The sequence below is a fragment of the Pseudomonas sp. MIS38 genome, from assembly GCF_019891575.1.
Classification (GTDB): domain Bacteria; phylum Pseudomonadota; class Gammaproteobacteria; order Pseudomonadales; family Pseudomonadaceae; genus Aquipseudomonas; species Aquipseudomonas putida_A.
Genome location: NZ_JAFLXF010000010.1, coordinates 195,818 through 210,926 on the forward strand (window position 1 = coordinate 195,818; position 15,109 = coordinate 210,926).

Annotated in this window: 16 protein-coding genes; 8 read left to right on the top strand and 8 right to left on the bottom strand. The window is 60.1% G+C overall.

What is annotated here, in order from left to right; all coding sequences use genetic code 11:
* Positions 1–6 precede the first annotated feature (6 nt).
* The 6 genes from J1G18_RS14205 to J1G18_RS14225 are packed head-to-tail and all read right to left on the bottom strand — an operon-like array spanning position 7 to position 4,852.
* On the bottom strand, positions 7–1,032 hold the full coding sequence (locus J1G18_RS14205; protein ID WP_098964572.1) for a polysaccharide biosynthesis/export family protein: 1,026 nt from the start codon (positions 1,030–1,032) through the stop codon (positions 7–9).
* Between the two features lie 21 nt (positions 1,033–1,053).
* The gene (locus tag J1G18_RS14210; protein ID WP_007961335.1) at positions 1,054–1,701 is read right to left on the bottom strand and encodes a CpsD/CapB family tyrosine-protein kinase; all 648 of its coding nucleotides are present in this window, start codon (positions 1,699–1,701) and stop codon (positions 1,054–1,056) included.
* Positions 1,701–2,375, bottom strand: coding sequence for a sugar transferase (locus J1G18_RS14215; RefSeq protein WP_410477712.1), 675 nt, complete (start codon positions 2,373–2,375; stop codon positions 1,701–1,703). The genes J1G18_RS14210 and J1G18_RS14215 overlap by 1 nt, the downstream gene beginning before the upstream one ends.
* Complete coding sequence (locus tag J1G18_RS28430; protein WP_227698836.1) at positions 2,330–2,437, bottom strand: ESPR-type extended signal peptide-containing protein; 108 nt, start codon at positions 2,435–2,437, stop codon at positions 2,330–2,332. Before J1G18_RS28430 ends, J1G18_RS14215 begins: the two co-directional genes overlap by 46 nt.
* A 28-nt stretch (positions 2,438–2,465) precedes the next feature.
* Positions 2,466–3,503 (bottom strand): NAD-dependent epimerase, encoded by a 1,038-nt coding sequence (locus tag J1G18_RS14220; protein ID WP_134786781.1) that lies wholly within the window; start codon positions 3,501–3,503, stop codon positions 2,466–2,468.
* On the bottom strand, positions 3,500–4,852 hold the full coding sequence (locus J1G18_RS14225; RefSeq protein WP_096796216.1) for a UDP-glucose dehydrogenase family protein: 1,353 nt from the start codon (positions 4,850–4,852) through the stop codon (positions 3,500–3,502). The genes J1G18_RS14220 and J1G18_RS14225 overlap by 4 nt, the downstream gene beginning before the upstream one ends.
* Before the next feature lie 389 nt (positions 4,853–5,241).
* On the opposite strand from J1G18_RS14225, the gene J1G18_RS14230 reads away from it, so the two are divergent.
* From J1G18_RS14230 to J1G18_RS14260, 7 genes are all read left to right on the top strand, one after another.
* Complete coding sequence (locus J1G18_RS14230; RefSeq protein WP_210558969.1) at positions 5,242–6,939, top strand: sulfatase-like hydrolase/transferase; 1,698 nt, start codon at positions 5,242–5,244, stop codon at positions 6,937–6,939.
* 195 nt (positions 6,940–7,134) lie between these two features.
* Entirely contained in the window at positions 7,135–7,788 is a 654-nt protein-coding gene (locus tag J1G18_RS14235) for an ABC transporter ATP-binding protein (protein ID WP_223007918.1), read from the top strand.
* Positions 7,785–10,256, top strand: coding sequence for an ABC transporter permease (locus tag J1G18_RS14240; protein WP_223007919.1), 2,472 nt, complete (start codon positions 7,785–7,787; stop codon positions 10,254–10,256). The genes J1G18_RS14235 and J1G18_RS14240 overlap by 4 nt, the downstream gene beginning before the upstream one ends.
* On the top strand, positions 10,246–11,316 hold the full coding sequence (locus J1G18_RS14245; protein WP_223007920.1) for a lipocalin-like domain-containing protein: 1,071 nt from the start codon (positions 10,246–10,248) through the stop codon (positions 11,314–11,316). The genes J1G18_RS14240 and J1G18_RS14245 overlap by 11 nt, the downstream gene beginning before the upstream one ends.
* Before the next feature lie 150 nt (positions 11,317–11,466).
* Positions 11,467–11,709 carry a hypothetical protein gene (locus J1G18_RS14250; protein ID WP_098964563.1) on the top strand — a complete coding sequence of 81 codons (243 nt, stop codon included), beginning with the start codon at positions 11,467–11,469 and terminating at the stop codon, positions 11,707–11,709.
* Between the two features lie 11 nt (positions 11,710–11,720).
* A complete protein-coding gene (locus J1G18_RS14255) occupies positions 11,721–11,903 on the top strand; it encodes a hypothetical protein (RefSeq protein WP_027611616.1) in 183 nt (60 codons plus the stop codon).
* Between the two features lie 85 nt (positions 11,904–11,988).
* Positions 11,989–12,573, top strand: a complete 585-nt coding sequence (locus tag J1G18_RS14260) for a hypothetical protein (RefSeq protein ID WP_098964562.1) — start codon at positions 11,989–11,991, stop codon at positions 12,571–12,573.
* Between the two features lie 329 nt (positions 12,574–12,902).
* Here the strand turns inward: J1G18_RS14260 and J1G18_RS14265 are convergent, their stop codons facing one another.
* Complete coding sequence (locus J1G18_RS14265) at positions 12,903–13,709, bottom strand: glycosyltransferase family 2 protein (protein WP_223007921.1); 807 nt, start codon at positions 13,707–13,709, stop codon at positions 12,903–12,905.
* Between the two features lie 205 nt (positions 13,710–13,914).
* Between J1G18_RS14265 and J1G18_RS14270 the strand changes: the two genes are divergently transcribed.
* Positions 13,915–14,727, top strand: a complete 813-nt coding sequence (locus J1G18_RS14270) for a VanW family protein (RefSeq protein ID WP_223007922.1) — start codon at positions 13,915–13,917, stop codon at positions 14,725–14,727.
* Positions 14,728–14,765: 38 nt separating this feature from the next.
* On the opposite strand, the gene J1G18_RS14275 is transcribed toward J1G18_RS14270, so the two are convergent.
* Positions 14,766–14,939, bottom strand: a complete 174-nt coding sequence (locus tag J1G18_RS14275) for a hypothetical protein (protein ID WP_262415581.1) — start codon at positions 14,937–14,939, stop codon at positions 14,766–14,768.
* Between the last annotated feature and the right edge of the window lie 170 nt (positions 14,940–15,109).

The following is a 15,109-nucleotide window of genomic DNA, read 5'->3' on the forward strand; positions in this document are numbered from 1 at the left end:
TGAGAGTCAGTTACTGCTGCTGCTTTTGTTGTCGACGCGGTAGCCGAAGCTGAAGCCCACGCCCTGGAACAACACCACGTCGGCCAGTTGCCGGGCGAGATCGCCGGCACTCGCCAGTTTGGTTTTTGGTACGAACAGCATGTCGTCCGGTTGCAGGTAGGCGATCTGCGACGCATCGCCCGACAGGGCTTTTTCCACGTCGTAGTGCACGGCCTGCACCTGGTTGCCGTTGCGCCGCATGATCACCACCGAGTCGAGGCGCGCCTTGACGTTGGTGCCGCGCGCCAGGGTCAGCGCTTCAAGCACCGACACTGGACGGCGGATCGGGTAGGAACCCGGTTGGCCGACTTCGCCGAGCACGTAGATCTCGTTGCCGGCGGTGGACTTGAGCATCACATCGACGCTCATCCGCCCCGGCAATTGCGCGTATTTCTGGTTAAGGAAGGTTTCCAGTTGGTTGATGGTCATGCCTTGCAGCGGCACCGCGCCGATTTCCGGAAAGCTTGCATAACCGTCATTGCCCACGGTGATCTCGCGGCTCATGCCGGTGGCCGGGTGATTCAGTGCGCTTTTCAGGTTCTGCTCATTGGTCAGCGGGCTGATGACCTGCACGGTCAGCTGATTGCGGTTGGGCTGGAACAGCTGTTTGCGCTGGTAAGCACGCTGGATTTCATCGCGCGCTTCGTCGGCGGTCAGGCCGGCGATTTTCACCGAGGTGTTGGCGCCGGGCAGGTTGATGGTGCCGTCGGGCAGCACCAACTGGTTGCCATTGAGCTGGCTGGCGGCGGTGAAGTTCAGGCCGATCTGGTCACCCGACTGCACGCGGTAAGCGTCCGAACCGCTGGTGCTGATGTGGAAGATCACATCCAGCACGTCTTGCGGGCGCAGGGTCTGTTCGACCTTGGGCATATCGGTGGCCTGGGCATTGGCCGGGGTGGCGGTGAGAATGTTCACCGGCATGTTCTGGGTTTCGGAAGTGCTGGAGCAGCCTGCAAGCGGCAGCATCAGCAGAACAAGTATCTTGGCGTTCATGGCGTCATCCTTCGCGTTTGCTTACAGGTTTTTGTAGAGCCACTTGGGCATGTAGTACTTGCGCCGGTTGAACACGCTGCCGACTACTTTCGCGCCGGCCTGGGTCAGGCGTTGCACGGCGGCCTGGGCGACTTCCCAGCGGGTGTCTTCGGCGCGGACCACGAACACCACGCCATCGACCTGAGTGGCGAGCACCAGCGTGTCGGCGGCGGAATACACCGCGTCACCGTCGATCACCACGAAGCGGTACTGGGTGCCCAACCGATCGAGCAGCGGACTCAGGCGCTCGGCGGTCAGGTGTTCCAGGGTGCGGATCGGCCGGCCATTGGGCAGCACATGAAACGGCAGGCTCGAGACCTGCACCACGCAGTCCTGCAACAGCGGCGGGTTGTCCGGGTTGAACAGCAGGTCGCGCAGGCCGCGCTCCTTGCCCAGGTTCAATTGCTGCGTGAGGTTGCCTGCCGACTGACTGGCATCGACCAGCAACACCTGGCCGCTGCTCATCTGCGCCAGTTGGCTGGCCAGCGCCAGCGCGCTGGTGGTGGTGCCCGCGCCGGGGTTGGCGGCGGTCAGGAACAGGATCCGCAGATCCAGATCCAGCACGGTCGAAATCAGGTTCGATTCGCTGGGGTTGGCAATGCTCAGGCTTTTGTTGGTTGAACCGTCCATTAGCTTGCTCCGTGGCCGCTGAATACTTTGAAGGGGGTTTTCAACAAGATCTTCAGATCAAGCAAAAGGCTTTGCTCGGCGATATAGCTGAGGTCCAACTCAACGCGCTGGTCGAAGTCAATGTTGCTGCGCCCGGAGATCTGCCAGAGGCCGGTCATGCCGGGGTAGATGCTCAGGCGTGCAAGGTGGTTGTCCTTGTAGCGGTAGGCGTTGAACGAAGTCGGCCGCGGGCCGACCAGGCGCATGTCACCGCTGACCACGTTGAACAGGTTGGGCAGTTCGTCGAGGCTGGTACGCCGCAGGAAACCGCCGATGCCGGTGATGCGTGGATCCTTGTCGATCTTGAAGTCGATGGCGTCGACCCCGTGCTTGTTAAGGTGGCGCAGCGATTCCTTGAGTTCTTCGGCGTTGCAGACCATGGTGCGGAACTTGTACATGCCGAAGGTGCGGCCGCGATAACCGGTGCGTTTCTGCACGAACATCACCGGTCCCGGGCTGGTGAATTTGATGGCCAGCGCCAGGCCCAGCAGCAGCGGCGAAAACATCACCAGAATCAGCAGCGCACCGAAGCAGGCCAATACCCGGTTGGTGCGTGACAGCGTCCATGGCCGACCGCCGTCGCGGCCGGTCAGCCAGCCACGGCCCTGCCGGTGGATGGCGCTATCGAGGCGCATTCGGTGCTCGGGATCCATGCGCTTGTCGCGGCGCATCTGATTGATCGGTACACCTTGTTCATGTCCAGTCATGGGGTCCTCCGCTGATGTTCAGCCGCGAGCGGCGCGTGGGCGATAGGCAGTGGGGTAGTAGTCGCGAAACCAGGCGATGAAACGCCCCAGTCCTTCATCCAGCTCGATCCGGGGCTGGAACCCGGTGGCCTGGGCCAGATCATCGGTCTCGGCACAGGTGTTGAGCACATCGCCCGGTTGCAGGGGCAAGAGCTCGACAATGGCTTTCTGGCCGAGGTGTTTTTCCATCAGCGCCAGATAGGTTTTCAGCTCCACCGGGTGGTGGCCGCCGATGTTGAACAGGCACCACGGCGCCATGCTGCTGCCCGCGTCGGGATGTTCACGATCCCACTCCGGGTGGTTGTGCGGCGGATGGTCGGTGAGGCGCGCGATGCTTTCGACGATGTCGTCTATATAAGTGAAATCGCGCTGGTGCTCGCCGTAGTTGAACAGCTTCAGCGGCGTGCCTTCGGTGATCGCCCGAGCGAACTGGATCGGCGACATGTCGGGCCGACCCCATGGCCCGTACACGGTGAAAAAGCGCAGGCCGGTGCTGGGAATGCCGAACAGGTGGCTATAACTGTGGGCCATCAGCTCGTTGGCTTTTTTGGTCGCGGCGTACAGCGACAGCGGATGATTCACCCCGTCATGCACCGAATACGGCGTGTGCTGGTTGGCGCCATACACCGAGCTCGACGAGGCGTAGATCAGATGCTCGACCGGATGGTGCCGGCAGCCTTCGAGAATGTTCAGGAAACCGCTGAGGTTGCTGTCGAGGTAGGCCTTCGGATTCTCCAGCGAGTAGCGCACCCCGGCCTGCGCCGCGAGGTGGATCACCACTTGCGGTTGCTCGCGGACAAACAGCGCTTCAATCGCCGCGGCATCGGCCAGATCGATCCGCGCCAGCGGGAAATGCCCGACCTGATCGCGCACCCATTGCACCCGATCGTGTTTCAGTTGCGGGTCGTAATAGCCGTTGAAGTTATCCAGGCCGACCACCGCATGCCCGTCGCGCATCAGCCGCAACACGCAATGGGCGCCAATGAAGCCGGCTGCGCCGGTGACCAGGATTTTCATGGGCGCAGTCCTTCCGGAGCGATGTGGCGCAGGCCGATGCCGCTGTAATGCAGACCGGCGGCGGCCACGTGTTCCGGGTTGTAGAGGTTGCGACCGTCGACAATCACTTTTGAGCGCAGCTTGCTCGCCAGCAGCTCGAAATCCACTACGCGAAAATTCTTCCACTCGGTGCAGATCACCAGCGCATCGGCATCTTCCAGGGTGTCGTCGCGGGTGGCGCACAGGTGCAGGTCGTTGCGATAGCCGTACAGGCGCCGGCATTCGGACATGGCTTCCGGATCGTAGGCCTGCACGCTGGCGCCTTCGGCCCACAGCGCGTCCATCAGGTAGCGGCTGGGGGCTTCGCGCATGTCATCGGTATTGGGTTTGAACGCCAGGCCCCAAATCGCAATCGACTTGCCGGCCAGACCCTGCGGAAACTGCGCCTTGAGTTTGCCGAAGAGGATGTGCCGCTGGCTGTCGTTGACGTCGGTGACGCTGCGCAGCAATTTCAGCGGCATGCCGTTGTGTTCGGCGGTGTGCAGCAGGGCGCGCAGATCCTTGGGGAAGCATGAACCGCCGAAGCCGCAACCGGGATAGATGAAGTGGTAGCCGATGCGCGGGTCGGAGCCGATGCCTTTGCGCACCGCTTCGATGTCGGCGCCGAGCAGTTCGGTGAGGTTGGCCAGTTCGTTCATGAAGCTGATGCGCGTGGCGAGCATCGCGTTGGCCGCGTACTTGGTCAGCTCGGCGCTGCGGTTGTCCATGAACATCAGTTTTTCGTGGTTACGGCAGAACGGCGCGTACAACTCGCTCATCTGCTCGCGGGCTTCGTCATCGCGGGTGCCGACGATGATCCGGTCCGGGCGCATGCAATCGGCGAGGGCGCTGCCTTCCTTGAGGAATTCGGGGTTGGACACCACGCGGACCTTGAGGGCACTTTTGCCGCGACGCAGCAACTCTTCGCTGGCTTTGGCGGCGACCTGGTCAGCCGTGCCGACCGGCACCGTGGACTTGATGATCAGGGTGCGATCGGCCTCCATGTGCGAGGCGATCTCCCGGGCGACGTTGAGCACGTGGGTCAGGTCGGCGGAACCGTCTTCATCGGCCGGCGTGCCCACGGCGATGAAAATCAGCTCGGCATGCTCCACCGCGTCGCTGGCCTGAGTGCTAAAGAGCAAGCGGCCGGCCTTGATGTTTTCTTCGAGGGTGCTGGAAAGACCTGGCTCACTAATAGGTGGCACAGCTTGTTGCAGTTGCTTGATCTTGTTGGGGTCAATATCGACACATAAAACCCGATGCCCTACATCTGCAAGTGCGGCGGCTTGAATTAATCCGACATAGCCGGTGCCAAATACGCTCACGTCCATCTGCGCACCCTCGATAGAGCGAAAAGAAGAAGTTCGGAAGAAGACTGTAAAAGGGGTATAGCGCAGGGTTTGGAAAGCGTGTCAGCAAAATGACATGTTGCACCTGTATAACACTTGAGCGCTTTTTGGCGATTGGCCATCAAGTCATTGCTGCGATTGGATTTGTTGTTTTTTTGCAGATTTGTTCAGATTTTAAATAAGCGATAAACGGTTGTAAGTCTTTAATTTAAAGGCTTCTAGCGTTTTGTGTGTGTCAGATTTGAGTCACCGGTTTTTTGACGCTTTCTAAAGAAAACAGTCAATTCTTGCGCTTTGATGGCTGGGTGCTAGTGTCAGGTTCTGACCGACAAACCTTTGACTCCCTGCCGTTTTGCACGAGCGGTATCGCCATGTTCAGATATGCCAAAGAAGTACTTTTAATTGTTTATTTGCTGCTTTATTCCGAATATTACGTTGATCGGTTAAATGCTATCGGCGTCGGTTTTGCTGTACTTCTTTTTGGCGCGATGTTTTTGGCGCTTACTTTAGCGTTATATCTAACGGCTTATATTCGTCAGGCTCTCATTCGCCACTTGTTCGCAATAACACTGTTTGTCTCGGCGGTGTTTTTCGATGTCTATACCCGAGTCACCGCGGATTACCTGAGCTACAGCAGTTTTGTCTCGCTGGTGTACTCCGGCGGCTTCATTCAGGAGGCCGCCTACCAGTATCGCGACGCGATCATTCATGGCGCGCTCAGTGGTCTGCTGTTGCTGTTCGGCATCGGTCTGAAACCGCGCCATGCACTGGTGGTGCCCAACGCGTTGCGTGTGGCGGCGCCGGTGTGTGGTGTGCTGCTGTTGAGCGCGGTGTTGTTCCTGCGGGCGGGCGAGGGCGCGCGCGGTTTGCCGATCATGTACACGCCGCTGGCCTATCTGAACCTGTTCGCTTATGAAGCGCTGCACAACACGGTCGGCCCGCGCGAGCCGGTGACGCTGGCGCGCAACGCAGTGGCGATCAATCACGACATCGTGCTGATCATCGACGAAAGCATTTCCGGCAATTACCTGGACATCAACGCGCCGTTCGGGGTGCACAGCAACCTTAATCAGGCGCATCCGGGCGTCGACATTTTCAACTACGGCTACGCCGCATCCATCGCCAATTGCAGCGCCGACACCAACGTCACGTTGCGCTATGGCGGCACCCGCGACGATTACATGCGCATCAACAGCACGCTGCCGTCGATCTGGCAGTACGCGAAAAAGGCCGGGTTGCGCACGGTGTACATCGACGCTCAGCGGACTGCCGGCAATCTGCAGAACCTGATGACCGACACCGAGAAAAAAGACATCGATGAATTCGTCCAGTTTGACCAGACCAGCGTGCGTGACCGCGACATGGCTGCCGCCGCCAAGCTGATCGAATTGCTCAACGATGATCAGCCGGAGTTGGTGGTGATCAACAAGGTCGGCGCGCATTTCCCGGTGCACGACAAATACCCCGACGCCTTCATGGCCTACCGTCCGACCTTGCCGCGCGGGCAATTCACCGAAGTGGCGGATACCGGTAAGCGCGACGGTTTCAACGGCCAGCCGGATGATTGGGTGCTGTACCGCAACGCCTACAAGAACACCGTGCTGTGGAATGTCGGCGAATTCTTCGCCCGGGTATTTGCCCAGGCCAATTTGCACAATGCGCTGCTGATCTACACCTCCGATCACGGCCAGGACCTGCATGAACGCGGCAACCCCGGGCTCAATACCCACTGCGGTGGCGATCCGGTGGAGGAAGAAGGGCTGGTGCCACTGGTGGTGATTCAGGGCGATCAACTGCACGGGCCGGACTGGGCGCAAGCGTTGCCGGCGAACAAGGATCGCTCCAGTCACTACAACATTTTTCCGACGCTGCTGCAGTTGATGGGTTATGACCTGGCGGGAGTCGAGGCGCTGTACGGCAAACCGTTGACGCTGCCGACAGCGGACGACTTCACCTTCAACTACCGCTTCAATGCACGGCTGGGGGCCAAGCCTGAGTGGAAGCACATTGATCTGAAGACCATCGTCACACCGGGTGCGGCGGCGACCAGTGTGGCGACCGGGGAGTGAGATTTGTGTCGGGCCAACGGGCCTCATCGCTGGCAAGCCAGCTCCCACAGGGATTGAGGTTGTTCACAAATACTGAATACACCCAAAAACACTGTGGGAGCTGGCTTGCCAGCGATGAGGCCAGTGCAAACACCACTGATCTGAAGAGACCGCAATCCGCTATCCTTGCCCCACACTGACCCAACGGATGGCGGCATGCTTCAGGTTCAAGGCGTGTTCAAAAGTTACCTCACCCCCCAAGGCCCGTTACCGGTGCTGCAAGGCGTCGACCTGACCCTCGAGCCCGGCAGCAGTCTGGCGCTGATGGGCGAATCCGGCAGCGGCAAAAGCACCTTGCTGCACCTGATCGCCGGCCTCGACAAGGTTGATCGCGGCAGCATCCGCAGCGGCGAGCATCGGCTGGAGCAGATGAACGAAGCGCAATTGGCCGACTGGCGGCGCACTGAAATCGGTCTGGTGTTCCAGCAGTTCAACCTGATCGGCAGCCTGCGGGTCGAGGACAATCTGGCGTTTCAGGCGCGTCTGGCCGGGCGCCATGAGCCGCGCTGGCAGGCGCATCTGGTGCAGCGTCTGGGGTTGGGCGAGTTGCTCAAGCGTTACCCCGAACAGCTTTCTGGCGGCCAGCAGCAGCGGGTGGCTTTGGCCCGAGCCTTGGCGTCGCGGCCAAAACTGTTGCTGGCCGACGAACCGACCGGCAGCCTCGACGAAGCCACCAGCGATGAAGTGCTGCGCCTGTTGCTCGAGCTGCTCGACGACACGCCGACCACGCTGTTGATGGTCACCCACAGCCCACGCGTGGCGGCGCGGTTGGCGCAGCGGGTGGTGTTGTCCAGTGGCCGGCTGACGTGAACGTTTTCTGGCAAACCCTGCGCGCGCTACTCAGCCATTGGCGGCGGCATCCGGTGCAGTTCTTCAGTGTGCTGACCGGGTTGTGGCTGGCGACCAGCCTGCTGACCGGGGTCGAGGCGCTGAACAGTCAGGCCCGCGACAGTTACGCCCGGGCCAGCCAGATGATCGGCGGCGAACCTCAGGCCAGTCTGGCCACACCGAGCGGTGCGACGTTCACCCAGCAGTGGTTCATCGATCTGCGCCGCGCAGGCTGGCCGGTGTCGCCGCTGCTGCAAGGCCGGCTGATGCTCAAGGATCATCCGGATCAGCGGCTGCAACTGATGGGCATCGAACCGGTGTCGCTGCCGACGGACGCTGCGGTGGCCGGGCAGGCGATGCCGATCGAGCGCATCGTCGCGTTCTTCTCGCCGCCGGGCAGCACGTGGATTTCACCGGAAACCCTGCACGCCTTGGGCCTGACCGAAGGCGCCACGCCGCAAACCGCCAGCGGCCAGACGCTGCCGCCGCTGCACGCGCAAAAGGACATGGCACCGGGCATGTTGCTGGTCGACATCGGCGTCGCGCAAACCGTGCTCGAACAGCCCGGGCAACTGTCACGCTTGTTACTGCCCAAGGATTTTCATGGCGAGCTGCCGGCCGCGTTCAATGGCCGGCTGCAGCTCAAAAGCAGCGCCGAGGAAAACAATCTTTCGCGCCTGACCGAGAGCTTTCACCTCAACCTGGATGCCTTGGGCTTTCTCTCGTTTCTGGTCGGACTGTTCATCGTGCACGCGGCGATCGGTCTGGCACTGGAACAACGTCGCGGCCTGCTGCGTACGTTGCGCGCCTGCGGGGTCAGTGCGCGGATGTTGATCGGCTGTCTGGTCGTCGAGCTCGGTGTGTTGGCGTTGGCTGGCGGGGTGTTCGGAGTCATCAGCGGTTACTGGCTGGCGAGCGTGTTGCTGCCGGATGTCGCCGCCAGCCTGCGCGGCCTTTATGGCGCGGAAGTGGCGGGGCAGTTGCGCTTGAGCCCGTGGTGGTGGTTCAGCGGTATTGGTTTGAGCCTGTTCGGCGCGTTGCTCGCCGGTGCCAACAGTCTGCTGCGTGCGGCACGCTTGCCGCTGTTGGCGGTGGCGGATCCGCAGGCCTGGCATCAGCAACATGCGCGCTGGTTGCGCCGTCAGGGTTGGCTGGCGGCGGTGCTGGGACTGATCGCGCTGCTGGCGCTGGTCTGGGGCGACAGTCTGAGCAGTGGTTTTGTGTTGATGGCCGGGTTGCTGCTCGGCGCTGCGCTGGCGTTGTCGGTGGTGCTCAGCGCAGTGCTCAATCCGTTGCTCGGGCGCAGTCGTTCGGTGCTCGGTCAGTGGTTTCTCGCCGATTGCCGCCAGCAACTGCCGGCACTCAGTCTGGCGCTGATGGCGTTGCTGCTGGCGCTGTCGGCCAACATCGGCGCCGGCAGCATGACCGCCGGTTTTCGCCAGACCTTCGACGACTGGCTCGAACAACGCCTCAGTGCCGAGCTGTACCTCAACCCGGTCAATCCGGCGCAATCGCGCGAGATGTACGCCTGGCTCAAGCAACAGCCGAACGTCAGCGCGGTGCTGCCCAACTGGCAAGTCGCGGTGACCCTGCAAGGCTGGCCGGCGGATGTGTTCGGGGTGATCGATCATCCTTATTATCGCCAGCACTGGCCGTTGCTCGAGGCGATCGCCGGTGATCCGTGGGCGCATCTGGCGAACGACGATTCAGTGATGCTCAGCGAACAACTGGCACGACGGCTGAAGGTGCGGGCGGGGGATCATTTGAACGTGCCGACACCGGGCGGGGCGTGGTCACCGCGGATCGTCGGGATCTACGCCGACTACGGCAATCCCAAGGGGCACGTGTTGGTCAACAGCAATCATTTGCTGCGGTTGTGGCCGTCACTGACGCCGAACCGTTTCAACCTGCGCATCGCGCCGCCCGATATCCCGCCGTTTTTGCGCGCACTGCAAACGCGCTTTCAGCTTGATGACAGCCGCATCGTCGATCAGGCGCGGCTCAAGGGTTGGTCGGTGCAGGTTTTCGAGCGCACTTTTGCCGCCACTGCCGCGCTCAACAGCCTGACTTTGGCGGTAGCCGGTGTGGCGCTGTTCATCAGCCTGCTGACCCAGAGCCAGAGCCGCCTCGGGCAATTGGCGCCGCTGTGGGCCTTGGGCGTGACGCGCCGTCAGTTGATGCTGCTTAACCTCGGCCAGACCTGGCTGCTGGCGGTGCTGACGCTGGTGCTGGCGTTGCCGTTGGGGATCGCGTTGGCGTGGTGTCTGGACGCGGTGATCAACGTGCAGGCATTCGGCTGGCGTTTGCCGTTGCGGATCTTTCCGCTGCAACTGCTGCAGTTGCTAGGGCTGGCGTTGCTGGCGACGCTGTTGGCCTCGGCGTGGCCGCTGTATTCGTTGTACCGCACGCAACCTGCGGATCTGCTGAGGACGTTTGCTCATGAGGATTAACCGGGTTGCGCTGCTGTTCGCGTTGCTGCTGTTGGGCGGTTGCGATCAGCCTGTGCCAGAGCAGAAGGGTTTTGCCGGGCTCGGCGATCAGGCCGCGCAGTTCACACCGGTGGTGCCGGGGCGGGTGTTCAGCTTCCCGGCAGATCACGGCGCACATGATGGTTTTCGTATCGAGTGGTGGTATGTCACCGCCAATCTCAAGGATCAGCAGGGCCACGATTTCGGCGTGCAATGGACGCTGTTTCGCAGTGCGTTAAAACCTGCGGCAGACCAACCTGGCTGGGCCAACCAGACGATCTGGCTCGGGCATGCCGCAGTGACTTCGGCCACCGCGCACCATGCCGCCGAGCGCTATGCCCGAGGCGGAGTGGGGCAGGCCGGGGTGAACGTCGCGCCGTTCGAGGCGTGGATCGATGATTGGCGCTTCGCCAGTCAGGCGCAGGATCCGCTGACCGATCTGCAACTCAGTGCCAGCGACAAAGCTTTCAGCTATCAATTGCACCTCACCTCCAGTCGTCCACTGGTGTTGCAAGGTGACAACGGTTTCAGCCGAAAATCCGAACAGGGTCAGGCTTCGTACTACTACAGTCAGCCGTTTTTTCAGGCCAGCGGCACCCTGCAAATCGACGGCCAGACTTACACCGTCAGCGGCCCGGCGTGGCTGGATCGTGAATGGAGCAGTCAGCCGCTGGCAGCCAATCAGACCGGGTGGGACTGGTTTTCCCTGCATCTGGACAGTGGTGAGTCGCTGATGCTGTTTCGCACCCGGCAAACCGACGGCGCGCCGTATCTGACCGGCACCTGGATCAACGCCGACGGCCAGACCGAAACCCTGCACGGCGCGCAGATCAGACTCACACCCAAGGACACCGCAAAAGTTGCCGGCCGCCAGATGCCGGTGCGCTGGTCGATCAGCATTCCCGACAAACACCTCGACATCAGCCTCGACGCGCTCAATCCCGACGCCTGGATGAACCTGCGCATCCCTTACTGGGAAGGGCCGGTGCGGATCAGCGGCAGCCACGGCGGGCGCGGCTATCTGGAGATGACCGGGTACTGACGCTCACACGCAAAACCTGCGGGAGCGGGCTTGCTCGCGAAGGCGCCGGTACAGCCACCCACAGAGCAATTGCCCGGAACTCCGCCCCGTCTACCACCCTCTACCGATCAATCCCGGCCCATTTCCGAGACCCCGGCGAGGAGCCCGCCCATGAGCGACGACCTGCAACCCCCAGACCTCACCACCTGGCAGCGCCTGTTCGACGATCAGACCTACTGGCAGCAATCCCCCGACGCTCACTATTTCGACCTGCAACGCATTGCCGACGATCTGCTCGGCCAGGGCGCGATCGATCTGGAGCAGTGGCAGATCCTGCGCGCCAAGGCCGATGACCTGCATAAGAATTCGCCAGCCGTGAACGTTACCAATGAACTGGATGACCCTGACGCCTGAGGAGAACCACCATGAAACCCGTATCCCCCAGCGAACACCCCGACGAACCCCGGCCACCGGGAGAAACCGAGCGCGACAACGACGCGCTGCGCCCGACCGACCCCAAACAGCGCGAGGACAGCGGCAAGGGCACCACCAGTGGCGAGTCCACCGCGCAGGAGACCGCCGCGGCAGAAACGAAAGCCAAGCCCTGAACAGCGTCTATGCTCAGTGGCACATTCGGCGCCAAACAGACGTTGGCGCCGGTTGCTGCCATTCATTACAGGGAAAGTACCGCTTATGAAGCTCCACGCTCTGGCCAAGGCCATCACCCTCGCAACCGTCCTGTCCGCCACCAGCTTCGGCGCCATGGCGGCCGATATTCCGCTGTCCGCCACCGTCGAGGCCGATCAGGTCACCACCAAAGTGCTGGCCGTCGATGCAGCCAACCATCAGGTGGTGCTGGAAGGCGCCGAAGGTCGTCAGGTTCACGTTCAGCTCAGCGACAAGGCGAAAAACCTCGCCAATCTTCAGGTCGGCGATCTGGTAAAAGTCGAAGTACAACGCTCGGTGGCGGCTTACCTCGATACCGATGTAGATAAAGGTCTGCCTGGCACCGTCGAGCGTAGCGGCGAGCTGCGCAAGGCGCCGGGCAGCGAAAACCCGGGCGGCGAGGCTTATCGCCAGATTCAGGTGCAATTGAAAATCACCAAAATTGATTTGAAGCAAAATCAGGTGACCCTGGAAAACCCTCAAGGTCAGTCGAAAATCCTCGACGTCAAAAAGCCTGAAATTCAGGCCAAGCTGAAAGATCTGAAAGTCGGGCAGAGCGTAGTTGTCACTTATACCGATGTATTAAAAGTGACCAGTCAGCATGAAAGCTGAGTATTAACTCTACAAGATGATTGTTCTTGTACAGATTATTGTATGAGAACAATCATCTGAAATGAGCTGAACCGTGCTTTGAAAGTTTCACGAAAGGATTTCGTCGATAAATATCTATTAACTTTTTCGTACGTAAAATTTACCTTTGTGCATGACGACATATCAGCCAACTTCTATTAAAATCCTTCCCGTTCGCCCAGTGTCAGGGCTCTTTACCGGTGCATGGATTGCCAGGCCATTACACTGGGCGAACACCTCTTCGGAGCGGATGTATACAATTTCAGATAAAAAAAGGGCGACTTTGCAGTCGCCCTTTTTTGTGTTCGCGATTATGCCGATGCCTGCCCCTCAAATCGTTTGAGGGTGGCTTCATACATCTTGGTGCGGCGGTGGTTTTTGCCGTACGTACCGGCGGCGGCGACGGTTCCTGCCTGGATGTGATCCAGATAGCGGAAAATCTTGCGTGGTGACAGCAGCTTGATGCCATAGCCCAGACCGACCATTCGATCCTGCAGGGTATAACCGGGCACTCGGTCATCCATGCAAAAGTGCAGTCCATGGGACTTCATCAACTTGGCGTTCCACAAAGTGCAGAAACTCTTGAGGTGAGTTTCCCGATAAGGTTTCGGCTCTTTACTGCGCAAACCCAACGCAGTTTTCGCCCGGCGAATATAGTGTTTGCAAAACCGCGAAGTTAGTCGCCAGGTGTCTCTCAGAATCCCTCGATTGATTTGCTCGACACACCCGACTGCGGCGATGTCCGCAGACTTTGTACACTCACGCAGCATCATCGCGAAGACTTCCTTGTCGTAGACAAAGGTGTCGGTGTGCAGCAGAAACAGATAGTCGGTTTCAACTTTTTCCAGCGCCAGATCCAGCGCCTTGCCATGCGCAATATGTCCCGCTTCTTTGCCGGGGGAGGGACGTTCGATCAGATTGATCCAGTCCAGCGAACGCAAGTAATCCAGGCTGGCATCCGCCGAATCATTGTCCACCACCCAAACCGGAATGCGCTGCGCCCGGACGTGCTCGCGCAACAACTCCAGGCACATCCGGGTGATGTCCGGGGTTTTGTAATTTACCAATACAAGACTGAAATTCGGCTGCGTAACGGCTGGTAAATCAAACTGGCTCATTCGGGAAGCTCATCCGCGGTTGATCGGCGACAGGTGTCTCTCGGGCCGGGATGCTAGCGACGCAAGCTTAGTTGAAGCTTAATTCGGCGTTCAGCAAACACGTCAAAGTGTGTCGAGCCAAGACACCTCGCGCGCGACGTACGCTAAACTGCGCACCCCTTTTGCACGCTTCAAGGAACAAACGGCGCCCGCCGTAGACTCACGGATGAAACCACTTTCCCTCTACCACCCGGCCCTGTACTGGCTGCGCGTGTGGCAAAAAAGACTGTTCCGCCAGATCGCCTGGCGTTGCTCCAGCAAAAGCTATTCGCGCCTTGTTGCCGACGCTGACCGTCTGCCATTCCGCTACCTCAAACACACCTCAAAACTCATCCGCAAACTCGGCGACTCCGACCTCGCCCTGCAACACAACAAAGTCATCAACCTCAAACTCGCCGTCGCCGCCATCGACGGCCTCATCATCGCCCCCGGCGAACACTTCTCCTTCTGCCGCCTCGTCGGCCGCCCAACCCGCAAACGCGGCTACGTCGAAGGCATGGAACTGTCCTTCGGCGAAGCGCGACGCGGTATCGGCGGCGGAATCTGCCAACTGAGCAACCTGATCCACTGGATGGCGATCCACTCACCGCTGATAGTCGTTGAACGCTCCAACCACAGCTTCGACCCATTCCCGGACGAAGGCCGAGTACTGCCATTCGGTTCCGGCGCGGCGATTTTCTACAACTACGTTGACCTGGTACTGCACAACCCGACGGATCGGAGTTTTCAGTTGAATTTGAATGTGGGGGACACGCAGCTGGAGGGCGAGTTGTTGTGCGATCAGGTGCGGGAGTATCGGTATCACGTGTTTCAGGAAGGGCACCGGTTTGTACGGGAGGGAGAGCGGGTGTATCGGGAGAATGAGATTTGGCGGGAAGTGCGGGAGAAGGGGCAGGTGGGGGAGTTGGTGGAGCGGGTGAGGTTGTATCGGAATCGGGTGGTGGTTAAGTATGAGGTGATGGACGAGTTGATCGGGTAGGGCGCACAAATAGCTACGATGATATTGGCGCCCACTGATCAGTTTCTGAAATAGAGCTCATCCAGTTGGCGTTTGCGTATGGATAGATACTCTTCCCATACCTTGGGGAAGTCTTCATCTTTGGTCAGCGGGAAGGTCAGATAGATGTACCTTCCAACCACACTGATATATTGCCTCGCACGCTTGAAGGCCGGTTGTTCGTAAGCTGCCACGCTTACGTCGTAGGCGTCATGGTAGTGATGGATGCTAACTCGGTGCGGGGCGATCATGCACCGCGAAAAATCGATGACCCGAGAGTGTCAGATTTTTTGTGTGCGGGCCGGTAATGGCCTGCCGTCAGGCAGGCCTTCATTTCACCAGTTCGGCCTGATGAATCGGTCTC